Genomic DNA, 18,605 nt, shown 5'->3' on the forward strand with positions numbered 1-18,605 from the left:
GCAACGGATGGCGTGTCCGTCATCTGCGTCAAGCCGTCCGCCATCGCGACGGCGCGCTGACTGCACGAATCGAAGCGATCGGCGAGAATGTCCGGCGTCCCGCGACAACGGCGTGACCACGCCACGTACCTCGTCGTCTCGCCGTAGTCGTCTCGGCCCATCCCGCAGTTCCATTCCGTCACCCCGCAGAAATCGGAGCAGAACATGGCACTACGCACCCTCGGCACGTCGAACATCCAGGTTTCGCCGCTCACGTTCGGCGGCAACGTCTTCGGCTGGACCGTCGACGAGAACACGTCGTTTGCGCTGCTCGACGCGCTCGCCGACACCGGCATCAACTTCATCGACACGGCCGACGTCTATTCGGCCTGGGCCCCCGGCAACAGCGGCGGCGAATCGGAAACGATCATCGGCAAGTGGCTCAAGCGTTCCGGCAAGCGCGAGCAGGTCGTGATCTCGACCAAGGTCGGCCTGCTGGCCACGCGCGCAGGGCTGACCCGCGACAACATCCTGAAAGCCGCTGACGATTCGCTGCGCCGCCTGCAGACCGACTACATCGACCTGTATTTCTCGCACAGCGATCTCGCCGATACGGCCCCGCTCGAAGAAACGCTCGGCGCCTATCAAACGCTGATCGACGCGGGCAAGGTGCGAATCATCGGCGCATCGAACTACAGCGGCGCACGCCTGCGCGAAGCGGCCGACATCAGCAAGCGCGACGGCCTGCCCGCGTACCAGGTCATCCAGCCCGAATACAACCAGCTCGACCGCGCCGACTACGAACGCGATCTCGAACCGGTCGTGCGCGACCTGAAGCTCGGTGTCGTCAACTACTACGCGCTCGCGAGCGGCTTCCTGTCGGGCAAGTACCGCAGCGAGGCCGACCTGAAGAAGAGCGTGCGCGGCGATCGCGTCGCCGGGTATCTCAATGAGCGCGGGCTGCGCATCCTCGCAGCCCTCGATGCAGTGGCCGAGAAGCACGGCACGCAGCCGGCCGCGATCGCGCTCGCCTGGCAGATCGCGCGGCCGACGATCACCGCACCGATCGCCAGCGCGACGTCGCTGGCGCAGCTGGAATCGCTCGGCGAAGCGATCCGCGTTCAGCTCGATCAGGACGATATTCGCCGGATCGATGAGGTCAGCGCGGGCTGATGTCGGTGGCGGGCCTGTCGATCGGATCGCGCCATGCGCGCGGTTCCGCGACCGGCCTGCGTCATATGCGCGCCCTTGCCGCCGCATTCGCGGAGGCGGGCAATCCGTGAGTGCAGATGGATACAATGGCGTGCGCCCGGGCGGCCCGCCGCACGGCTCGACGCGGCCCCGGACCGATATCCGTGACGGCCAGGCCTACACCACGCACATACACCGCCCATGTCCCGGAACACTCGTCGCACCCGCTACGCTCCCCCGTTCGTCGCCATGCTCGCCGTGTTGTTCGCGTGCGCGCCGGCCGCATCTTACGCAGGCTGGTACGAAGTCACGAACTACACCGGCACGATCGGCAATGCACCCGTCCACGTCTCGCTGCAGACCTACGACGCCATCAACCACAACGACGCAGGCCGCTGGCGCGTCGACGGCAGCTACTACTACGACGCGCATCGCAAGCCGATCCCGCTGCAGGGCCACCGCGAGCCCGACGGCCGCGTGACGCTGTGCGAAGCATCGCCGCCCGCATCGAACGCCGACTCGCCGGTCGTGCCGGCCACATCGCCATCGCGGCCGAAGCCGTGCCCGATCGCATTGAACGTCGCCGGTAACGCGGCAACCGGCACCTGGGACGACGGTCGCAAGACACTCCCGATCACGCTGAACGAAGTCGGGCGGCTGAACGACAACGATCAGGATCACCTCCAGCTCGACGGCACCGTCGATATTCCGATGTGGTATCGCACGAAGACGCACATGCTGGTCGGCGTCTATGCGCTGTCCGACAAGTGCGGCATCGCGATGCAGTCGCTGCGGGCCGTGAACATCGCGACGAGCCGCATCGACCGCACGATCCCGCTCGACTGCGACGCGGGAATGGTGATGACGTCGATCTACGCCAACGTCGCCGACGCGCGGCGGGCCGGCTACGTCAGCGTCGAGTACCGCGGCGGCAAGATGGGTTACGAGCAGGACGTTTCGCTCGGGCTGACGTCGCCTTCGTCGAGGTAAGCCGGCGGCACCTGTTTCTCATGCGTCGCGAAATGCACGCCGCATAGCCGAAAACCGCCATCGCGTTTTGACCAGCGCGGCCGCTTGTGTTGACTCAGACGGACATTGATCGCGCTTGCAGCCACAGCGCCCCGCTGCAAGCGCGTCACACGCCCGTCCCCGGTCTTTCACGGATTGACCGCGCCGTTCGACCTGCCCGAGACTGCGCCGCTCAGACGGTCATTGGGAGAACGTCATGCCGGACACCAGCACGGAGATCGCCACGATCTCGACGCGTGCCGTACGCGGCCACGAACGTGTCGACTTCTGGGTCGACCATGTCGCGCGCACGCTCGTGCGGATCGAATGCAGCGGCAAGTCGTCCGAAGGCATCGACGCGTCGCTGCGCAAGCGCGATCTCGGGCTGTTCGGCGCCTGCGACATCGTCGCGAACCGGCACGCGGTCGTGCGCACGTCGCACAACATCCATGCGGATCAGCGCGACGCCGTGTTCATCTGCCTGATGCACGCCGGGCAAGGCTATACGTTCCAGGACGTCGACTGCATGCAGCACGGGCCCGGCGACCTCGTCCTCTATGACACGTCGATGCCGTACGGCCACGGCTTTCCCGCCGACATGGCGATGACCGTGCTCGACGTGCCGCGCGACGTGTTCGAGGCGCGCGTCGGCCCGTGGCGCTACCGCAGCCTCGTCAAGATCGACCGTGACGACGGCGTCGCGTCGTGGGCCGTGCGGCAGGTCTATGCGCTGCTCGCCGCGCCACCGGAGCCGACGCCCGATGCGCGCGAACGGCGCGCCGCCGCGATCCTCGATCTCGTGCAGTCGATGCTGCGGCTGCGCGACGGCGATGCGTCGCCGACCAAGTCGACCGTCCACACGCTGTCGCGCGCCAAGGCGTTCATCGACAGCCATCTCGCCGACGACGATCTCGACAGCCAGTCGGTGAGCCGCGCGATCAACCTGTCGCCGCGCCAGCTCGCGCGCGTCTTCGAAATCGAAGGGATGCCGCTCACGCGCTACATCCTCGCGCGGCGGCTCGAGCGCTGCCGCGCCGACCTGCGCGACCGGTCGCTGAAGCACCTGACGGTCAGCGAGATCGCATTCCGCTGGGGCTTCAACAACAGCGCGCACTTCAGCCGCAGCTACCGCGCGCGCTTCGGCGAGACGCCGAGCGATACGCGCGCGCCGGCACCGGCCGACACGCGCTAGTCCGCAATCTGCCACCCACCATCCGCCGCCGTGTCCCTGCAAGGCAAGCACGGCGTCCGTCCCGGTCAAATGGGGCCGCATAGCGGTCGCTAAGCTGGCTTCCTGCGCGGCGGCACTCGTTTCGCCGCCCGACAGCAAGGAGAAGAAGCGGGATGGAGACGTACGACCATATCGTCGTCGGTGGCGGTTCGGCCGGCTGCACGGTCGCGCACCGGCTGGTGAAGGCCGGCAGGCGCGTGCTGCTGCTCGAGGACGGCCCGAAGGACGACAGCCTGTTCATCCGGATGCCGGCGACGTTCATCCGTGTGCTCGGCACGCGGCGCACGGTCACATTCGAGAGCGAGCCGCAAGCCGGTGCGGCGGGCCGCAAGACCTACGTGCCGCAGGGCCGCACGCTGGGCGGCGGAAGTTCGGTCAATGCGATGCTGTACGTGCGCGGCACGCGCGACGACTACGACGACTGGGCCGCGCTCGGCTGCACGGGCTGGGGCTGGGACGACGTGCTGCCCGTGTTCAAGCGCGCCGAATCGCACCTGCGGCTCTCCGAGCCGTTTCACGGCACCGACGGGCCGCTGAAGGTCGGCGACACGCGCTTCCGCCATCCGCTGAGCCTCGCGTTCGTGAAAGCCGCGCAGGAAGCCGGCATCGCGTACAACGACGACTTCAACGGCGCCGCGCAACATGGCGTCGGCTTCTATCACACGACGATCTTCAACGGGCAGCGCGGCAGTACCGCGGCCACCTATCTCGCCGACGCGATCGGCCACCCGAACCTGCGCGTGCTGACCGGCTGCCGCGTCACGCGCATCCGGTTCGACGGCCAGCGCGCGAGCGGTGTCGAATGGCGGACGGAAAGCGGCGCGACCGGGTCGGCCGCCGCGCGCGCCGACGTCGTGCTCGCGGCCGGAGCGCTAAGCACGCCGAAGCTGCTGATGCTGTCGGGCATCGGGCCCGGCGCGCACCTGCACGCGCACGGCATCGACGTGCTGCACGACAGCCGCGACGTCGGCGCGAACTACCAGGATCATCTCGAAGTCTCGATCTACGGCCGCAGCCATGCGCCCGTCAGCCTGCTGGGCGAGGATCGCGGGCTGAAGGCGCTGCGGCACGGGCTGCAGTGGATGCTGTGCCGCACGGGCCTGCTGACGTCGAACGTCGTCGAATCCGGCGCGTTCGTCGACACGACCGGCAGCGGCCGCCCGGACATCCAGTTCCACGTGCTGCCGACGCTCGTCGGCGACGTCGACCGCGAGCCGCTGCCCGGCCACGGCCTGTCGATCAACCCGTGCCTGCTCCGGCCGCGCTCGCGCGGCTCGGTGCAACTGCGCGGCAACGATCCGGCCGCACCGATCCTGTTCGACAGCGGTGCGCTGTCCGACCCGGCCGATGTCGACGGCCTCGTGCGCGGCGTCGCGCTCGCGCGGCAGATCATCCGTGCGCCGTCGCTCGCACGCATCGTGCGCGAAGCCGAAACATTGACCGACACGGCACTCGCCGACTATGTGCGGCATCGCGCGAAAACCGTCTATCACCCGGCCGGCACCTGTCGCATGGGCAACGACGCGCATGCGGTCGTCACGCCGCGCCTCGCGGTGCAAGGTGTCGACGGATTGCGGATCTGCGATGCGTCGGTGATGCCACGCATCGTGTCCGGCAACACGAACGCGCCGACGATCATGATCGCGGAGCGCTGCGCCGAATTCATGCTCGCGGAGTAACGCAACACGGCGCGGCGCGTGCACGGCTGTTCACTGACCACTGAAAAGCAAAACGGCGCGTGAAACACGCGCCGCCGCTCCATCCGCATCACCTGCCGCAATCAGCCCCCGTCCGCCCGCGCCGCCTCGCGCAGCGCCATCGGCGACGCACCATAGCGCTCACGAATCGCACGACTGAAGTGCGCCTGGCTCGAAAAGCCCCAGCGGAACGCGATTTCGCCGACGCTCGTCTTGCGCAGCCGCGCATCGGTCAGCTCGCGATGCGCATGCGACAGCCGCTCCGACCAGATGTGCTGCGTGATCGACTCGCCTTCGGCCGCGAAGAGCCGGCCCAGATGCCGCAGCGACAGCCCGACAGCGTCCGCGACGGCCTGTGGCCCGAGTTCCGGATCGCCGAGATGCGTCGCGATGTACTGCTTCGCGGTCAGCAGATACGACAGCGACGCGCGCGAGGCACCCGCACCGTTCACCTCCGCGTCGATGAGTTCCGCGATCAGCGTGCGCGTGTGTTCGGCGAACCGCGTGGCGTCATGCTCGACCGGATCCTTCATGAAGCGCACGACGCTCGCGCGCAACGTCGCACCGAGCATCGCGCCCGCGCCCGGCTTCGGCGCGATCCGCAGCGGCAGCGCGGCCAGCTCCGCATCGAGCCGGTCGTCGAACGTCGTGATCGGAATATCGATCAGCAGCTGCCGCATCGGCGTCAGGAATCCGAACAGATAGGGCACGCGCGTGTCGTAGACGACGACATCGCCGGCGTCCGCGAGCAGGCAGCGGTCCCGCTGGATGAAATACGCGCGCCCGCTCAGGATCTGGCACGCAAACAGCGACTCCTTCGGCAACTGGCGCACCAGCGCGGGGCTGCGCTCGATCACGTGATCCTGACCACTGATGTCCGCGATGCCGAGGCCCGGCAGCGCGATATCGGTCTTCTCGACCTCGAGCCCGGCCGGCGACAACGACGAGCAGCGCAGCCCGACCAGCGTCGCCGCATTGAACGCGTCCCAGTACGCCATCCTGTCGCGCACCGGCACGTCGGCCGTCGAGCCTCGCGTGCGGGAAAAAACGGTCGAATTCGTCACGTCGCCTCCTGCGGGCGCCTGTCGTGCGGAGCAGCACGGATTGGGGAATGGTTCGTCTGGATTCTGGTGCGATGCAATGTCCGGCGCGGTCAAGCAATTCGTCCAGCCCAGTCAAGAGCGGCGCGCACCGGCTGGCTAAAGTCGAGCCCACGACAACTCATACACCAGGAGACAAACCGTGGTCGACAAAGCCGTAGCCGAATTCTGGCAAAACATCCCGCCGATTGCCAATCCGTTCAAGCCCGATGCGCTGCCCGAAGCGTACATCGCGAACGCGGCCACCGACGACGATCGCTACTACGTTCCGTTCACCGAAACGGTTTCGTCGCGGCCGCTGTGGATTTCGCCGTCGCAGAACAAATGGTGCGACATCCTGATGGCCAAGGAAGCCGGGCTCGTGAACCGGCACTATCACCCGCACGAGGTGTTCGCTTACACGCTGTCAGGCAAGTGGGGTTATCTGGAGCACGAATGGACCGCGACGCGCGGCGATTTCGTGTACGAGACGCCGGGCGAAGGCCACACGCTCGTCGCGTTCGATCACCCGGAGCCGATGCGTGCGTTCTTCATCGTCAAGGGGCCGCTGATCTGGCTCGACGAAGCCGGCAACCCCGACGGCTACTTCGATGTGCACTCGTACATCGCGATGTGCAAAGCACATTACGAGAAGGTCGGCCTCGGCGCGCAAGCGATCGAGAAGCTGTTCCGCTGACGCGCGCCGAGGCTCACCATGACATCTCCTTCCTCCCCCCGGTCCGCCTGGACGTACGAGAACAGGCTGCTGCTGATCCTGTTCATGACGTTCGGCTTCGTGTTCTTCGACCGCCTCGCGCTGTCGTTCCTGTTCCCGTTCATGTCGGCCGAGCTGCACCTGACGAACACGCAGCTCGGCATGGTGTCGTCCGCGCTCGCGCTCACTTGGGCATTGTCCGGTGCCGCGACGGGTGCGTGGTCCGACGCGCGCGGCACGCGCAAGCCGCTGCTGATCGCGGCCGTGCTCGGCTTTTCCGTGTGTTCGGCGCTGTCGGGGCTCGTCGGCGGCTTCGCGAGCCTGATCGCGTTCCGCGCGCTGATGGGCATCGCCGAAGGTCCCGTGCTGCCGCTGTCGCAATCGCTGATGGTCGAAAGCTCGACGCCGAGCCGCCGCGGGCTGAACATGGGCCTGCTGCAAGGCTCCGCCGCCGGCCTGCTCGGCGCGATGATCGGCCCGCCGGTGGTCATCGGCATCGCGACCGCGTACGGCTGGCGCGAGGCGTTCTACGTGTCGTGCGTTCCGGGCTTCCTGATCGCGTTCTGCATCTGGCGCTGGGTGCGCGAAGTGCCGCCCGGCGGCGTGCGGCACGCGCAGGCCGATACCGCCGGCACGCCGGCCGCGAGCGGCGCGGCAGTCAGCCGCTGGGCGTTGCTGAAGGAACGCAACATCCTGCTGTGCATGCTGATCAGCTGCTTCTTTCTCACGTGGTTCATCGTGATCATCTCGTTCGCGCCGGTGTTCCTCGTGGAAAGCCGCCACCTGTCGCCGTCCGACATGGGCGTCGTGATGACCTGCCTCGGTGCCGCGTGGGTGTTCTGGGGCTTCGCGGTGCCGGCGATCTCCGACCGGATCGGCCGCAAGCCGACGATGATCGCGTTCGCGCTGATCGCGGCCGTGTGCCCGGTCGTGCTGATCCATGCCGGCTCGCTGTGGGTGCTCTGTGCGCTCGTGTTCGCCACCTACACGGGCCTCGGCTGCTTCACGCTGTTCATGGCGACGATCCCTGCCGAAACGGTGCCGCCGCGCGCGATCGCCAGCGCGCTCGGCCTGATCATGGGCGCGGGCGAGCTGATCGGCGGCTTCGTTGCACCGACCGTCGCCGGCTTCGCGGCGGACAAGTACGGCCTGCAGTTCGCGATGTGGACGTCGGCGGCCGGCGCGATCCTCGCGTGCGTGCTGTCGTTCGGCCTCGTCGAAACCGCGCCTGCCGTGCTGCGCAAGCGCGCACTCGCCGGCTCGGCCGCGAGCCGTCTCGATGCGCAAAACCTCGGAGGTCGCTGACATGCGCGCACTTCAATGGCATGGCCCGCGCGACGTCCGTCTCGTGGAAATCGACACGCCGCGCGTCGGCCCCGGCGACGTGCGCATCGCGGTCGCGTATTGCGGGATCTGCGGCAGCGACCTGCACGAATATGCGGACGGCCCGCACGCGATCCCGGTCGACACGCCGCATCCGCTGTCTCGCCGTACCGCGCCGCTGACGCTCGGCCACGAGTTCTGCGGCACCGTCGTCGAAGTCGGCGAAGGCGTGACGGCGCTGCGCGCGGGCGATCGCGTCGCGGTCGAGCCCGAGTATCGCTGCAGCCAGTGCGCGTACTGCCGCTCGGGGTCGTACAACCTGTGCGTGTCGATGGGCTTCGCCGGGCTGATGGGCGACGGCGGCATGGCCGACTTCGCGGTCGTGCCGGCATACATGCTGCATCGCCTGCCCGACGGCGTGAGTCTCGAACAGGCCGCGGTGATGGAGCCGGCGGCCGTCGCGCTGCACGCGTTGCGGCGTGGCGAGCTGCGGCTCGGCGAAACCTGTGCGGTGTTCGGCCTCGGGCCGATCGGCCTGCTGCTGATCATGCTCGCGAAACTGCAGGGCGCGACCACGATCGTGGCCGTCGATGTCTCGCCCGAACGGCTCGCGGCGGCCACGCGCTTCGGCGCAACGCATACGTTCGATGCACGCGCACTCGCTGCATCCGCGCTGCAGGACGCGATCCGCGCGGCCACGGGCGGGCTCGGCGTCGATGCGAGTTTCGAAGCGGCCGGGCTGCAGACAACGTTCGAATTGGCGATGCACGCGCTACGCAAGGGTGGACGCATCGTGATGGTCGGCCTGATGCCGCATGCAGGCTTCGACGCGTTCCGCGCGGTCAACGACGAGCTGACCTTCACGGCGAGCGTCGGCTACCGGCATGCGTACGAAGACCTGCTGCGCATCGTCGCGTCGGGCGCGCTCGACCTCACGTCGATCGTCACGCGCACCGTGTCGCTCGAAGACGCCGTCGCCGACGGCTTCGACGCGCTGCTCGCCGACCGCGCGCAGATCAAGATCCTCGTTTCACCCGCGCAACGGCCGACCCGTCGCGCACTCACCATCGGGAGCATTGAGCATGAGTCGTCAGTGGGCGTTTGAGGGCCAGTCCGTCGTCGTGACGGGCGGCACGTCGGGCATCGGTGCGAGCACGGCGATGCGGTTCGCGCAAGCCGGCGCGTCGGTCGTCGCGCTCGGGCTCGATGCGACCGGCCCGCATGCGCCCGTGCATGCGGGCATCCGCTGCGTGGAACTCGACGTGACCGACAGCGATGCGCTGACGCGCACGATCGCGGCGCTGCCGCGGCTCGACGTGCTCGTCAACGGCGTCGGCATCAGCCGGCACGCGGACGAATACCGGATGGACCAGTTCGAGCTCGTGCTGAACGTGAACCTCACGTCGGTGATGCGGGCCTCCGACGCCGCACGGCCGGCACTGTCGGCGCACGGCGGCAGCATCGTCAATGTCGCGTCGATGTACACGTACTTCGGCAGCAAGGACCGCCCCGCGTACAGCGCGAGCAAGGGCGGCATTGCGCAGCTCACGCGCTCGCTCGCGCAGGCGTGGGCCGATCGCGGCATCCGCGTGAACGCGGTAGCGCCCGGCTGGATCGACACGCCGCTCAGCAGCGGCCTGAAGGCCGACATGCAGGCATCGCGACGCATTCTCGAACGCACGCCGCTCGGGCGCTGGGGCACGGCCGACGAAGTCGCGGACGTGATCCTGTTCCTGTGCTCACCTGGCGCATCGTTCGTGACCGGCGCGGTCGTGCCGGTCGATGGCGGGTATTCGACGTTCTAGCGCGCAGCTGAACGGGCATCGGCAGGCTCGATCGTGATTTCTGCCGATGCCCGTCGCGCACGGGTTTCCTCAGGTTGCCGCTGAACCACGATTCATCAGGTTCGGCTTTGTTCATATCAATCAGTAGTCCAATCAAAAATATCCGATCCGATCGGAAACATGTGAGGAGCACATTGGAGATGACGAAAAAGACCCTTCTGGCGCTCGCGGCATGCGCCATTCCCGCCGCATCGTTCGCGCAGAGCAGCGTGACGATGTTCGGGCTGATGGATGCCGGCATCAGCTATGTCAGCAATCAGGGCGGCCACGGTGCCGCGAAGTTCGACGACAACATCTTCTTCCCGAACCTGCTCGGTTTCGAAGGCAAGGAGGATCTCGGCGCGGGCACGCGCGCGATCTTCCGGCTCGTCAACCAGTATTCGCTCGGCAACGGCTCGATCATCGGCGGCGGGCTGTTTGCGCGCCAGGCCTATGTCGGCGTGGAAAACGACCGCTACGGCAAGCTGACGCTCGGCAACCAGTACGAGTTCATGGTCGATTCGCTGGCCGCGAGCGGCAACGAGATCGCGCAGGATCTCGTCGGCCTGTACGGCTTTCGCAACGGCCCGTTCGACAAGCTCGCGTTGCCGAACAACCCGACCGGCGCCTTCGACTGGGATCGCGTCGCGGGCAGCAATCGTGTCGCGAATTCGGTCAAGTACACGAGCCCGTCGCTGTCGGGCCTGACCTTCGGTGCGTTGTACGGTTTCGGAAACGTCGCGGGGTCGGTCGGCGCGAACAACACGGTCAGCGTCGGCGCGAGCTACGACAACGGCCCGTTCGGCGCGGGCGCGGCCTATACGAACCAGAAGTACGGCGCGACGGACGGGCTGCCGCCCACCAGCGTGCGCAACTGGGGCGCGGGCGTGCACTACACGGTCGGCACGGTCACGGGGAAAGCGCTCTTCACGACCGTACACAACGCGCAGAACGGCGCGGGCGCATGGTCGGCCGAAGCCGGCGCCGCGTGGCGACCGTCACCGGCATGGGTGATCGGCGCGAGCTACACGTACATGAAGGGCAACGACACGCTCGACAACGCGCACGCGCACCAGTTCCTGGCCGCCGTCCAGTACTGGCTGTCGAAACGCACGATGGTGTATGTGGCGGGCGTGCATCAGCGCGCGAACCACGGCAGCAGCGCGCAGATCAATGGCGTGATGGATGCGAACGGTGCGTCGAGCGGCGCGCTGCAGTCGATCGCGCGGGTCGGGTTCAGCACGCGGTTCTAGGCTGCCGCCCCGGCGAATCCTGTCGGCGATCCTGGGCCCGGATCGCCTGACGACACGGGCGCAGAGCCAGTCGCTCTGCGGCCTTCGTCGTCACACGCTGCTCCACCGATCGGATCGCGAAAAATGCACGCACCCGCGACTAACCCGACGAATCCGCCCCACCCCCATCCTGCATCCCCGCATCCCGACACTGCGACGGCGTGACCCCGAAGCGCCGGCGAAACAGGCGCGCAAAATACGCCGGATCGGAAAACCCCGACTGCAGCGCCAGGCGCGTAATGCTCGCCCCGTCGGCGCCGGTCTGCGACAGCACTTCATGGCACTTCTCGAGCCGCAGGCGCTGGATCATCGCCTGCGGCCGCTCGCCGATCGATTCGAACGCCTGGTAGAGCGTGCGGCGACACACCTTCAATGCCGCGGCAATGCGATCGGGCGACAGTTCGCCGTCGTCCAGATGCCGATGGATGTATTGCTGCGCGTCGCGCAGCAACGTCTCGCGGATCTTGCGCCGCGAAGCGGGCGCCGTGCCGTCCGTGAAATCGATCGTCTCGGCAAGCAACGTCGCCACCAGTTCCAGCACGCCGAAGCGGCTGCGCGGATTCATGCGCCGGCCCTCCGCGATCATCGCCTGCAGGCTGGCGAGCGCCACGGCCGCGCCGCCCGTCGTCGGCATCGCACGGCCGATCGCGTGCCGGGCCAACGCCAGCAGTGCGTCATGGTCGGCCACTTCGCACAGCATCGTCACGAATTCACCGTGTGCGTCGCTTTGAATCCAGTACGGGCTGCTCGCCTCATACAACGTGAAGTGCCCTGGTGGCACGATCACTTCGCACGCGCCCTGCTCGAGTCTCGCCACACCGCTCAGTTGCCAGATCACCTTGACGTAGCGGTGCTTCAGCGTCTTGCACGCGTCGCGCCCGATGGAGGCGCTATGCGCGCTTGCCGAAATGCGCGCCACGCGGCAGCGCGCATGATCGAACACGTCGACGTTTGCGTCGAATTCGCCGGACGTGCCGGCATTGAGCTCCAGCGGAAAGAACCGATGCCGGATCTGCTCCGACCAGCACGACACGCCGCCCTCCCGCAGCGGCGGATGCGCTCCCGAATCGATCATGACGTTCGCCTCCAGAAATATCCGGGCTTCAAGTACGTCCATTGCCTGGCCGCCAGCATAAGCACGCAGCGGGCGCGACGATCGACTCGCCCGACTTCCGGTCGCGTGCGGCGACACGCGCCCGGCCAGCATCGATGAGAGGGGATCGGCTCGTAGCGTACGGCGCGTCGATGCAAAAGAACATTCGCACAACTCCCATGTACGGCCGGAACGCTACCTGACGCAGTAAAGATTTCACCTAGATGCACCGCACTCCTGATGGCTCTGCACGCAAACACATGCGATCGAGAAACTGGCGCGGCACCCTGCTGACGGGCGGAAACCGGCCTCCGGCCGGGCTTCACGTGCGTGGCCGATGCCGTCCCGCACGCCGCCCGAAGACAAACGGCGGCCGCTCGCGCGCCGCAGGAGGAGACAAACGATGAAACGACTTTCCATTTCCGTGATGCTGTCCGCGCTCGCGGTCGCACACGGCGCTCACGCAACCGAAGGCGGCGGCTCCGTCTACCCGACCGGGGCGGAAGGCTACCTGTGCTGCGCACTGCCGCCGCCGGGGCTCTATGCACTGATCTACGCGGAGCGCTACCACGCCGGGGAGCTGCGCGACAACGACGGCCGCAACGTCGCGCCGCCGGACTTCAGCATCACCGCGTATTCGGTGACGCCGCGGATCGTGTGGGTCACGCCTTACACATTTGCAGGCGCATCGCTGGCCATGCACGCGCTGCTTCCGCTCGTCACGCTCGACGTGCACGCGGGCGGGCAAGCGCAGCGGCGAACCGGTGTCGGCGACATGACGTTCGGCCCAGCGCTCGGCTGGCACGTCACGCCGACGCTCCACACGCTGCTCGCCGTCGATGTCTTCGCGCCGACGGGCCGGTACGACAAAAGCGACCTGGCCAATATCGGCCGACACTACTGGGCGATCCAGCCGATCGCGGGCATCTCGTACGGCGGCCGTACCGGGCCGGTGTTCGACGCGAAGCTCATGTGGACCTTCAACCAGCGCAACCACGCGACGGACTACCAGTCCGGACAGGAATTCATCGTCGACTATTCGGCGGGCTGGGGTTTCGGCAACGGCCTGACGATCGGCGCGGGCGGCTATGTCTACCGGCAGATGACAGACGATTCACAGGCCGGGCAAACCATCGCCGGCAATCGCGGCCGTTCGTTCGCGATCGGCCCGTCGATCAAGTACGACAGCGGGAAAGGCTGGTTCGTGACCGCCAAATACCAGATGGAAACCGATGTGCGAAACCGCCCGGAAGGCGCGGCGTTCTGGCTCAAGGCCGTGTTTCCGCTCTGATGCGAACGGATCCGCGTCGGCGTGGCCCGACGCGAAGGCGGCGCAGGTCATCCCTGCGCCGCCCCTTTCATCGACCGAGCAGCAGATCGGCGCCGCGTTCGCCGATCATGATCGCCGGCGCATTGGTATTCCCGCTCGGCACCTGCGGACAGATCGAGCAGTCGATCACGCGCAGATTGGAGAAGCCGTGCACGCGCAGCGTCCTCTGGTCCACCACCGACGTGCGCGGGTCCGTGCCCATCCTGCAAGTGCCGGCCGGGTGATAGACGGTCTTGATGTCCTGCCGCACGAATCGCTCGATCGCCGGCAGATCGTCCGGATCGATCCGGGCCGGCGCGACGATTTCCTTCACGTGCGCCTGCAGCGCCTTCGCCGACAGAATCCTGAGCCCGGCCTGAACGGCCCGGATCTGACCGTCGAGGTCGGCCGGGTCGCTCAGGAAGTTCGCGTCGATCCTCGGCAGGTCCGCCGGATCCTTGCTGCGCAACCCCACCTGCCCGCGCGATTTCGGTTGCAGATGGCCGACCTTGACCGACATGCCGTGCTCGCTCGCGGGCGGCTTCTCTCCCGGCGTATTGTCGAAATTGTCGAGCAGCGGCAGGAAATGGAACTGAACGTCCGGCCGCCCCGTGCCCAGCGTGTCGATGAATGCGCCGCCTTCGAGGATGTTGCTGGTCAGCAGCCCGCTCCTGAAGCACTTCCATTGCAGGAAATGGCGCATCGCCCGGAACCCCGTGTTCTCGCCATAGAGGCTCGCCGGCGTGCGAATCGACGCCTGCACCGACATGTGCAGATGATCATGGAAGTTCTGGCCGACCGGCAACGCGGCAACCGGATCGATCCCGAGCGCAGCGAGATGCTCCGCCGGCCCGATGCCGGACAGCATCAATACCTTCGGACTCCCGATTGCCCCCGCGCTCACGACGACTTCGTTGCGCACACGCACCGACACGGGCGCATGTCCGCCTTCGCTGAATTCGACCGCGACCGCGCGCCCCGCATCGGTCCGGATCCGGTGCACGAGTGCGCCGGTCACCACCTTCAGCTTCGCGTCGTTGCGCACCGACGCCAGATAGGTCTGCGCAGTGCTCGCGCGTTCGCCGTTGCGCGTCGTCGTCTGGTAATAGCCGATGCCCTGCTGCACTTCGCCGTTGAAGTCGTTGACGTAGCGCAGCCCCATTTCCTGCCCGGCCCGGATGAACGCGGCCGTCAATGGATGGCGATAGCGGTTCTCGCTGACGGGCAGCGGGCCGGTCTGGCCGTGATACGCGGGCCCCAGGCTTTCGTTCGCTTCCGCCTTCATGAAATACGGCAGCACGTCGTCGTAGCGCCAGTCCGTGCATCCCCACTGCGTCGCCCAGTCGTCGTAGTCCTCGCGCTGCCCGCGGATATAGATCATCCCGTTGACCGAACTGCCGCCGCCCAGCACCTTGCCCTGCGCGATGATCATGCTGCGGCCGTTCGCGTTCGGCTGCGGTTCGGTCATGTAGGGCCACGATTTCTTCTGGAACACCTGCATCACGCCGCCCGGAATCCGGTGAAACGGATTGTCGTCGCGTGTGCCGGCTTCCAGCAGCAGCACCGAACCGGCGTTCTGCTGGATCAGCCGCGCGGCCACGACGCAACCGGCGGAACCCGCGCCGATGACGACGTAATCGAAGGTCAGGTCTTGAGTAGTCATGTGTCTGTCGAGTGGGATAGGCGGGCGAGCCACGCAACGCCCGCGATCTTGTTGTTGTGGTGTCTCCGTGCCGAAACGTGCGCGGCTACATCGCGATCGTGACGACCTTCTCCTCCAGGTACGCATCGAGCCCGCTTTGCGACAGGTCGCGCCCGACGCCGCTCTCCTTGAAGCCGCCCCACGGCAGCCGCGCGTCGAGCGGGCTCCACGCGTTCACCGCGACCGCGCCGACCCGCAGCCGGGCCGCGGTGCGGTGCGCGGTCGCGAGATCGCGGGTCCACAGCGATGCTGACAGTGCATAGACGGTGTCGTTCGCCAGCGCGACGGCCTCGTCTTCCGTATCGAACGGAATGATCGTGCCGACCGGCCCGAACACTTCGTCGCGCGCGATGCGCATCGCCGGATCGACGTTCGCAAACACGGTCGGCCGCACGAAGAAGCCCTGCGACGGCACCGGCTCGTCGCCCGCAACCATCGTCGCGCCGTCGCGCAGCGCCGCTGCGATGTGCGTCTTCACACGATCGGCATGGCGGGCGCTGATCAGCGCGCCCATCTGCGTATCGGGGTCGAACGGCGTGCCTACCTTGACCGACCGCGCCGCATGCGCGAGCGCGCCGACGACGTCGTCGTAGTGACGGCGCTGCACCAGCACACGCGTGCCGGCCGCGCACGTCTGCCCCTGGTTGACGAACAGCCCCATCGCGACGCCGGCGATCGCCTGCTCGAGATTCGCGTCGTCGAAGATGATCTGCGGCGCCTTGCCGCCGAGTTCCAGCGTCAGCCGCTTGAACTGGGCGCCAGCTTCGCGCGCGATCGTGCGGCCGACCTCGGTGCTGCCCGTGAAGCTGATCTTGTCGACGCCCGGGTGATTGACCAGCGCGGCGCCGACCGACGCGCCGATGCCGTGCACGAGATTCACGACGCCTGGCGGAAAACCCGCCTGCGCCGCCAGGTCCGCCAGCGCGCCGACTGCGAGCGGCGCATCCTCCGACGGCTTGATCACGACCGTGCAGCCGGCCGCGAGCGCGGGCGCGAGCTTCCAGCACGCGATCATCAGCGGCGCATTCCACGGCACGATCAGGCCGGCGACGCCAACCGCTTCGCGCACCGTGTAGTTGACGGTCGGGCGCCCCATGAAGCCGCCGGTCGGAATCTGGCGGCCTTCGAGCTTGTCCGCCCATCCGGCGAAGTAGCGCAGCGTGTCGATCGACATCGGCAGGTCCATCATGCGCACTTCCATGGCCGGGCGCCCCTGTTCGCGCGCGAGCAGCTCGACGAAGCGCTCAGCGTCGTGCTCGAGCAGGTCGGCCAGCCGATGCAGCAGCTTCGCCCGCGCCGCGCCGGGCAACCGGCTCCAGTGTCCGCCGTCGAATTCCGCGCGGGCCGCGCGCACGGCCCGGTCGACGTCGGCACCGGTGCCGGCCGCCACGCGTGCAAGCAGGTGTCCGGTGCACGGTTCGAATTTCTCGAACCACTCGCCCTGTGCGGCGTCGCATGCCTCGCCCGCGATCCGGTGTTGAAGGGTGTATTCGGCTGTCATGTGGCTGTCTCCAGATTAAAGGCCGATCCGGCGCTGGAAGGCGGATCGGCATTTCTGGCCCACTGTAGGACGCGGGTTGCGGCGCCGCTGGGACATCCGTGCATCGAATGCAGGATTCACATGCACGCGCGCACGCAGTGTCCGTCGACGCCGTTCGCATGCGCGCCGGCGCCGCGATCGGTTTGCGCGGCCAGCGCGCGGCTGACTCGCGCATGGTTGGCGCGTCGCACGGCCGGCGGCATCGACGCGTATGCCGCGTCGCGAATCAACGCATGGCGAAACGAATAGAACACGCGATCGCGCCGATGCTGCGCGTACATGATCCGTTCTTCGAGCAGCAGCTGCAGGTGCGCGTCGAGCGTCGCGCGATCATGCGGCGATGCCGCGGCCAGCAAGTGCGCATCCACCTCGAGCCCGATCGTCGCGGCGAGCTGCGCGGTGTCGCGCGCGTCGTCGATCCGGTCGAACGCGCGCCCGAGCATTCCGCCGAGACTGAGCGGAAGCGGGCACGGGTCGGTCGTCCGCAGCCCGGCGAGCGAGCCGTCCGACCCACGCATCGTCAGCTCGCGCGCGACGGCCTCGATGAACAGCGGAATGCCTGCCGTCCGATGGACGAGCGGGTCGAGCCGGGCCGGATCAAGCGCGCCCTGACCCAGGCATGCCGACATCAGGCGCCGCGCATCGTCGCGCGACAGGCGGCGCAGCACCAGGCGTTCGGTCGCGCCACGCCAGCGCGCGAGTCGGGCGGGTCGTGACGTGAGCACGACGCAGAGCGCCGCCGCGCGCGGCGAGCGCTGCAGGTACGCAAGAAAGGCCTCGGTCGAGCGGTCGATCCACTGCACATCCTCGACGACGAGCAACACCGGCGCGCCCTTGCCGAGCGACACGATCAATTGCTCGAGCACGTCGAACAGCGCGTGCGGTTCGCGTGCGCCCGACCACCGTGCCTCCTTCGCATCGCAAGGCAGCCCCAGCCAGGTCGACAGCGCGACACGGGCCGCCACACGATCGCATTCGAGCGGCGCGAGCATCGCGTCGATCGCCGCGTGCGTGGTACCGGGCGGGCTGTCGGCATCGAGTTGCCAATGCGCACTGATGAACCGCAGGATCGGAAACAGCGCATGATTCTCCCGCTCGGGCAGGCACCCGCAATACGCGGACGCGTGGCCCTGCGTCCGCACGGCCTCGCACAGCGCGTGCACGACGCGCGACTTGCCGATTCCCGCATCGCCGACGACGAGCCGCGGCACGCCGCGCATCGCACGACGATGGCGTGCGCACGCCTCCTGCCACGCGCGCAGCAGTGCGTCGAGTTCGCGCGTGCGGCCGATCATCGGCGCCCTCATGCCGCCGTCGAGCGAATCGAACGGCGTATCGGCCCGACACTCGCCGAGCAGTTCGTGCACCGGCTGCGGCGCGAGGCCCGCCCGCGCCAGCCGCAACCCGGTCGGCCGGAAGTCGGCATGCCGTTCGAGCGCGAGCCGCGCATCGTCGCTGATCAGGATCTGCCCGGGCCCGGCAAGCCGCAACAGCCGCGACGCGGCGGCCGGCGTCGATCCGCCCGACATTTGCGACGCATGCGCGAGAACCTGCCCGACGTGAATCGCGGCGGCCACTTCGACGTGCCAGCCTTCACCGCCGACGGCATCGCGGGCGTCGGCC

Annotated in this window: 15 protein-coding genes; 10 read left to right on the top strand and 5 right to left on the bottom strand. The window is 67.8% G+C overall.

Annotated elements, in window-relative coordinates; all coding sequences use genetic code 11:
• The first annotated feature begins 204 nt into the window (after positions 1–204).
• The 4 genes from G3O00_RS15510 to G3O00_RS15525 all read left to right on the top strand — a co-directional run bounded on the left by G3O00_RS15510 (position 205) and on the right by G3O00_RS15525 (position 5,088).
• Positions 205–1,152: an aldo/keto reductase gene (locus tag G3O00_RS15510; protein ID WP_206143489.1), complete on the top strand. Its 948-nt coding sequence runs from the start codon at positions 205–207 to the stop codon at positions 1,150–1,152.
• A 219-nt stretch (positions 1,153–1,371) separates the two neighbouring features.
• Positions 1,372–2,160, top strand: a complete 789-nt coding sequence (locus G3O00_RS15515; RefSeq protein ID WP_206143490.1) for a hypothetical protein — start codon at positions 1,372–1,374, stop codon at positions 2,158–2,160.
• A gap of 235 nt (positions 2,161–2,395) precedes the next feature.
• On the top strand, positions 2,396–3,370 hold the full coding sequence (locus G3O00_RS15520; protein ID WP_206143491.1) for a helix-turn-helix domain-containing protein: 975 nt from the start codon (positions 2,396–2,398) through the stop codon (positions 3,368–3,370).
• A gap of 152 nt (positions 3,371–3,522) precedes the next feature.
• Entirely contained in the window at positions 3,523–5,088 is a 1,566-nt protein-coding gene (locus tag G3O00_RS15525; protein ID WP_206143492.1) for a GMC family oxidoreductase N-terminal domain-containing protein, read from the top strand.
• A 101-nt stretch (positions 5,089–5,189) separates the two neighbouring features.
• On the opposite strand, the gene G3O00_RS15530 is transcribed toward G3O00_RS15525, so the two are convergent.
• Positions 5,190–6,170: a helix-turn-helix domain-containing protein gene (locus G3O00_RS15530; RefSeq protein WP_206143493.1), complete on the bottom strand. Its 981-nt coding sequence runs from the start codon at positions 6,168–6,170 to the stop codon at positions 5,190–5,192.
• A 178-nt stretch (positions 6,171–6,348) separates the two neighbouring features.
• Between G3O00_RS15530 and G3O00_RS15535 the strand changes: the two genes are divergently transcribed.
• The 5 genes from G3O00_RS15535 (at position 6,349) to G3O00_RS15555 (ending at position 11,299) form a co-directional block, all read left to right on the top strand.
• A complete protein-coding gene (locus tag G3O00_RS15535; RefSeq protein ID WP_011356734.1) occupies positions 6,349–6,882 on the top strand; it encodes a 2,4'-dihydroxyacetophenone dioxygenase family protein in 534 nt (177 codons plus the stop codon).
• Positions 6,883–6,900: 18 nt separating this feature from the next.
• On the top strand, positions 6,901–8,205 hold the full coding sequence (locus tag G3O00_RS15540; protein ID WP_206143494.1) for an MFS transporter: 1,305 nt from the start codon (positions 6,901–6,903) through the stop codon (positions 8,203–8,205).
• Position 8,206: 1 nt separating this feature from the next.
• Positions 8,207–9,328: a 2,3-butanediol dehydrogenase gene (locus G3O00_RS15545; protein ID WP_206143495.1), complete on the top strand. Its 1,122-nt coding sequence runs from the start codon at positions 8,207–8,209 to the stop codon at positions 9,326–9,328.
• Complete coding sequence (locus tag G3O00_RS15550; protein ID WP_206143496.1) at positions 9,306–10,028, top strand: SDR family oxidoreductase; 723 nt, start codon at positions 9,306–9,308, stop codon at positions 10,026–10,028. Before G3O00_RS15545 ends, G3O00_RS15550 begins: the two co-directional genes overlap by 23 nt.
• Positions 10,029–10,207: 179 nt before the next feature.
• A complete protein-coding gene (locus G3O00_RS15555; protein WP_206143497.1) occupies positions 10,208–11,299 on the top strand; it encodes a porin in 1,092 nt (363 codons plus the stop codon).
• A 139-nt stretch (positions 11,300–11,438) separates the two neighbouring features.
• Here G3O00_RS15555 and G3O00_RS15560 read toward each other — a convergent pair whose 3' ends face one another.
• Positions 11,439–12,413 (bottom strand): helix-turn-helix domain-containing protein, encoded by a 975-nt coding sequence (locus G3O00_RS15560; RefSeq protein WP_241025159.1) that lies wholly within the window; start codon positions 12,411–12,413, stop codon positions 11,439–11,441.
• Between the two features lie 421 nt (positions 12,414–12,834).
• Between G3O00_RS15560 and G3O00_RS15565 the strand changes: the two genes are divergently transcribed.
• The gene (locus G3O00_RS15565) at positions 12,835–13,722 is read left to right on the top strand and encodes a transporter (protein ID WP_174929733.1); all 888 of its coding nucleotides are present in this window, start codon (positions 12,835–12,837) and stop codon (positions 13,720–13,722) included.
• 67 nt (positions 13,723–13,789) lie between these two features.
• Here G3O00_RS15565 and G3O00_RS15570 read toward each other — a convergent pair whose 3' ends face one another.
• From G3O00_RS15570 to G3O00_RS15580, 3 genes are all read right to left on the bottom strand, one after another.
• A complete protein-coding gene (locus tag G3O00_RS15570; protein ID WP_206143499.1) occupies positions 13,790–15,403 on the bottom strand; it encodes a GMC family oxidoreductase N-terminal domain-containing protein in 1,614 nt (537 codons plus the stop codon).
• A gap of 85 nt (positions 15,404–15,488) precedes the next feature.
• Positions 15,489–16,943 (bottom strand): aldehyde dehydrogenase family protein, encoded by a 1,455-nt coding sequence (locus G3O00_RS15575; RefSeq protein WP_206143500.1) that lies wholly within the window; start codon positions 16,941–16,943, stop codon positions 15,489–15,491.
• A 116-nt stretch (positions 16,944–17,059) separates the two neighbouring features.
• Positions 17,060–18,605: AAA family ATPase (locus G3O00_RS15580; RefSeq protein ID WP_241025160.1), on the bottom strand; the 1,546-nt coding region annotated here is incomplete at its 5' end.

The sequence above is a fragment of the Burkholderia sp. Ac-20384 genome (assembly GCF_017104605.1).
GTDB classification, from domain to species: domain Bacteria; phylum Pseudomonadota; class Gammaproteobacteria; order Burkholderiales; family Burkholderiaceae; genus Burkholderia; species Burkholderia lata.

Excerpts from the sequence above, each read along its gene's own strand:
- G3O00_RS15520 (WP_206143491.1), top strand. The coding sequence starts at position 2,396 with ATGCCGGACACCAGCACGGAGATCGCCACGATCTCGACGCGTGCCGTA.
- G3O00_RS15575 (WP_206143500.1), bottom strand. The coding sequence starts at position 16,943 with ATGACAGCCGAATACACCCTTCAACACCGGATCGCGGGCGAGGCATGC.
- G3O00_RS15565 (WP_174929733.1), top strand. The coding sequence starts at position 12,835 with ATGAAACGACTTTCCATTTCCGTGATGCTGTCCGCGCTCGCGGTCGCA.
- G3O00_RS15560 (WP_241025159.1), bottom strand. The coding sequence starts at position 12,413 with ATGATCGATTCGGGAGCGCATCCGCCGCTGCGGGAGGGCGGCGTGTCG.
- G3O00_RS15550 (WP_206143496.1), top strand. The coding sequence starts at position 9,306 with ATGAGTCGTCAGTGGGCGTTTGAGGGCCAGTCCGTCGTCGTGACGGGC.
- G3O00_RS15510 (WP_206143489.1), top strand. The coding sequence starts at position 205 with ATGGCACTACGCACCCTCGGCACGTCGAACATCCAGGTTTCGCCGCTC.
- G3O00_RS15540 (WP_206143494.1), top strand. The coding sequence starts at position 6,901 with ATGACATCTCCTTCCTCCCCCCGGTCCGCCTGGACGTACGAGAACAGG.
- G3O00_RS15570 (WP_206143499.1), bottom strand. The coding sequence starts at position 15,403 with ATGACTACTCAAGACCTGACCTTCGATTACGTCGTCATCGGCGCGGGT.
- G3O00_RS15555 (WP_206143497.1), top strand. The coding sequence starts at position 10,208 with ATGACGAAAAAGACCCTTCTGGCGCTCGCGGCATGCGCCATTCCCGCC.
- G3O00_RS15525 (WP_206143492.1), top strand. The coding sequence starts at position 3,523 with ATGGAGACGTACGACCATATCGTCGTCGGTGGCGGTTCGGCCGGCTGC.
- G3O00_RS15515 (WP_206143490.1), top strand. The coding sequence starts at position 1,372 with ATGTCCCGGAACACTCGTCGCACCCGCTACGCTCCCCCGTTCGTCGCC.
- G3O00_RS15545 (WP_206143495.1), top strand. The coding sequence starts at position 8,207 with ATGCGCGCACTTCAATGGCATGGCCCGCGCGACGTCCGTCTCGTGGAA.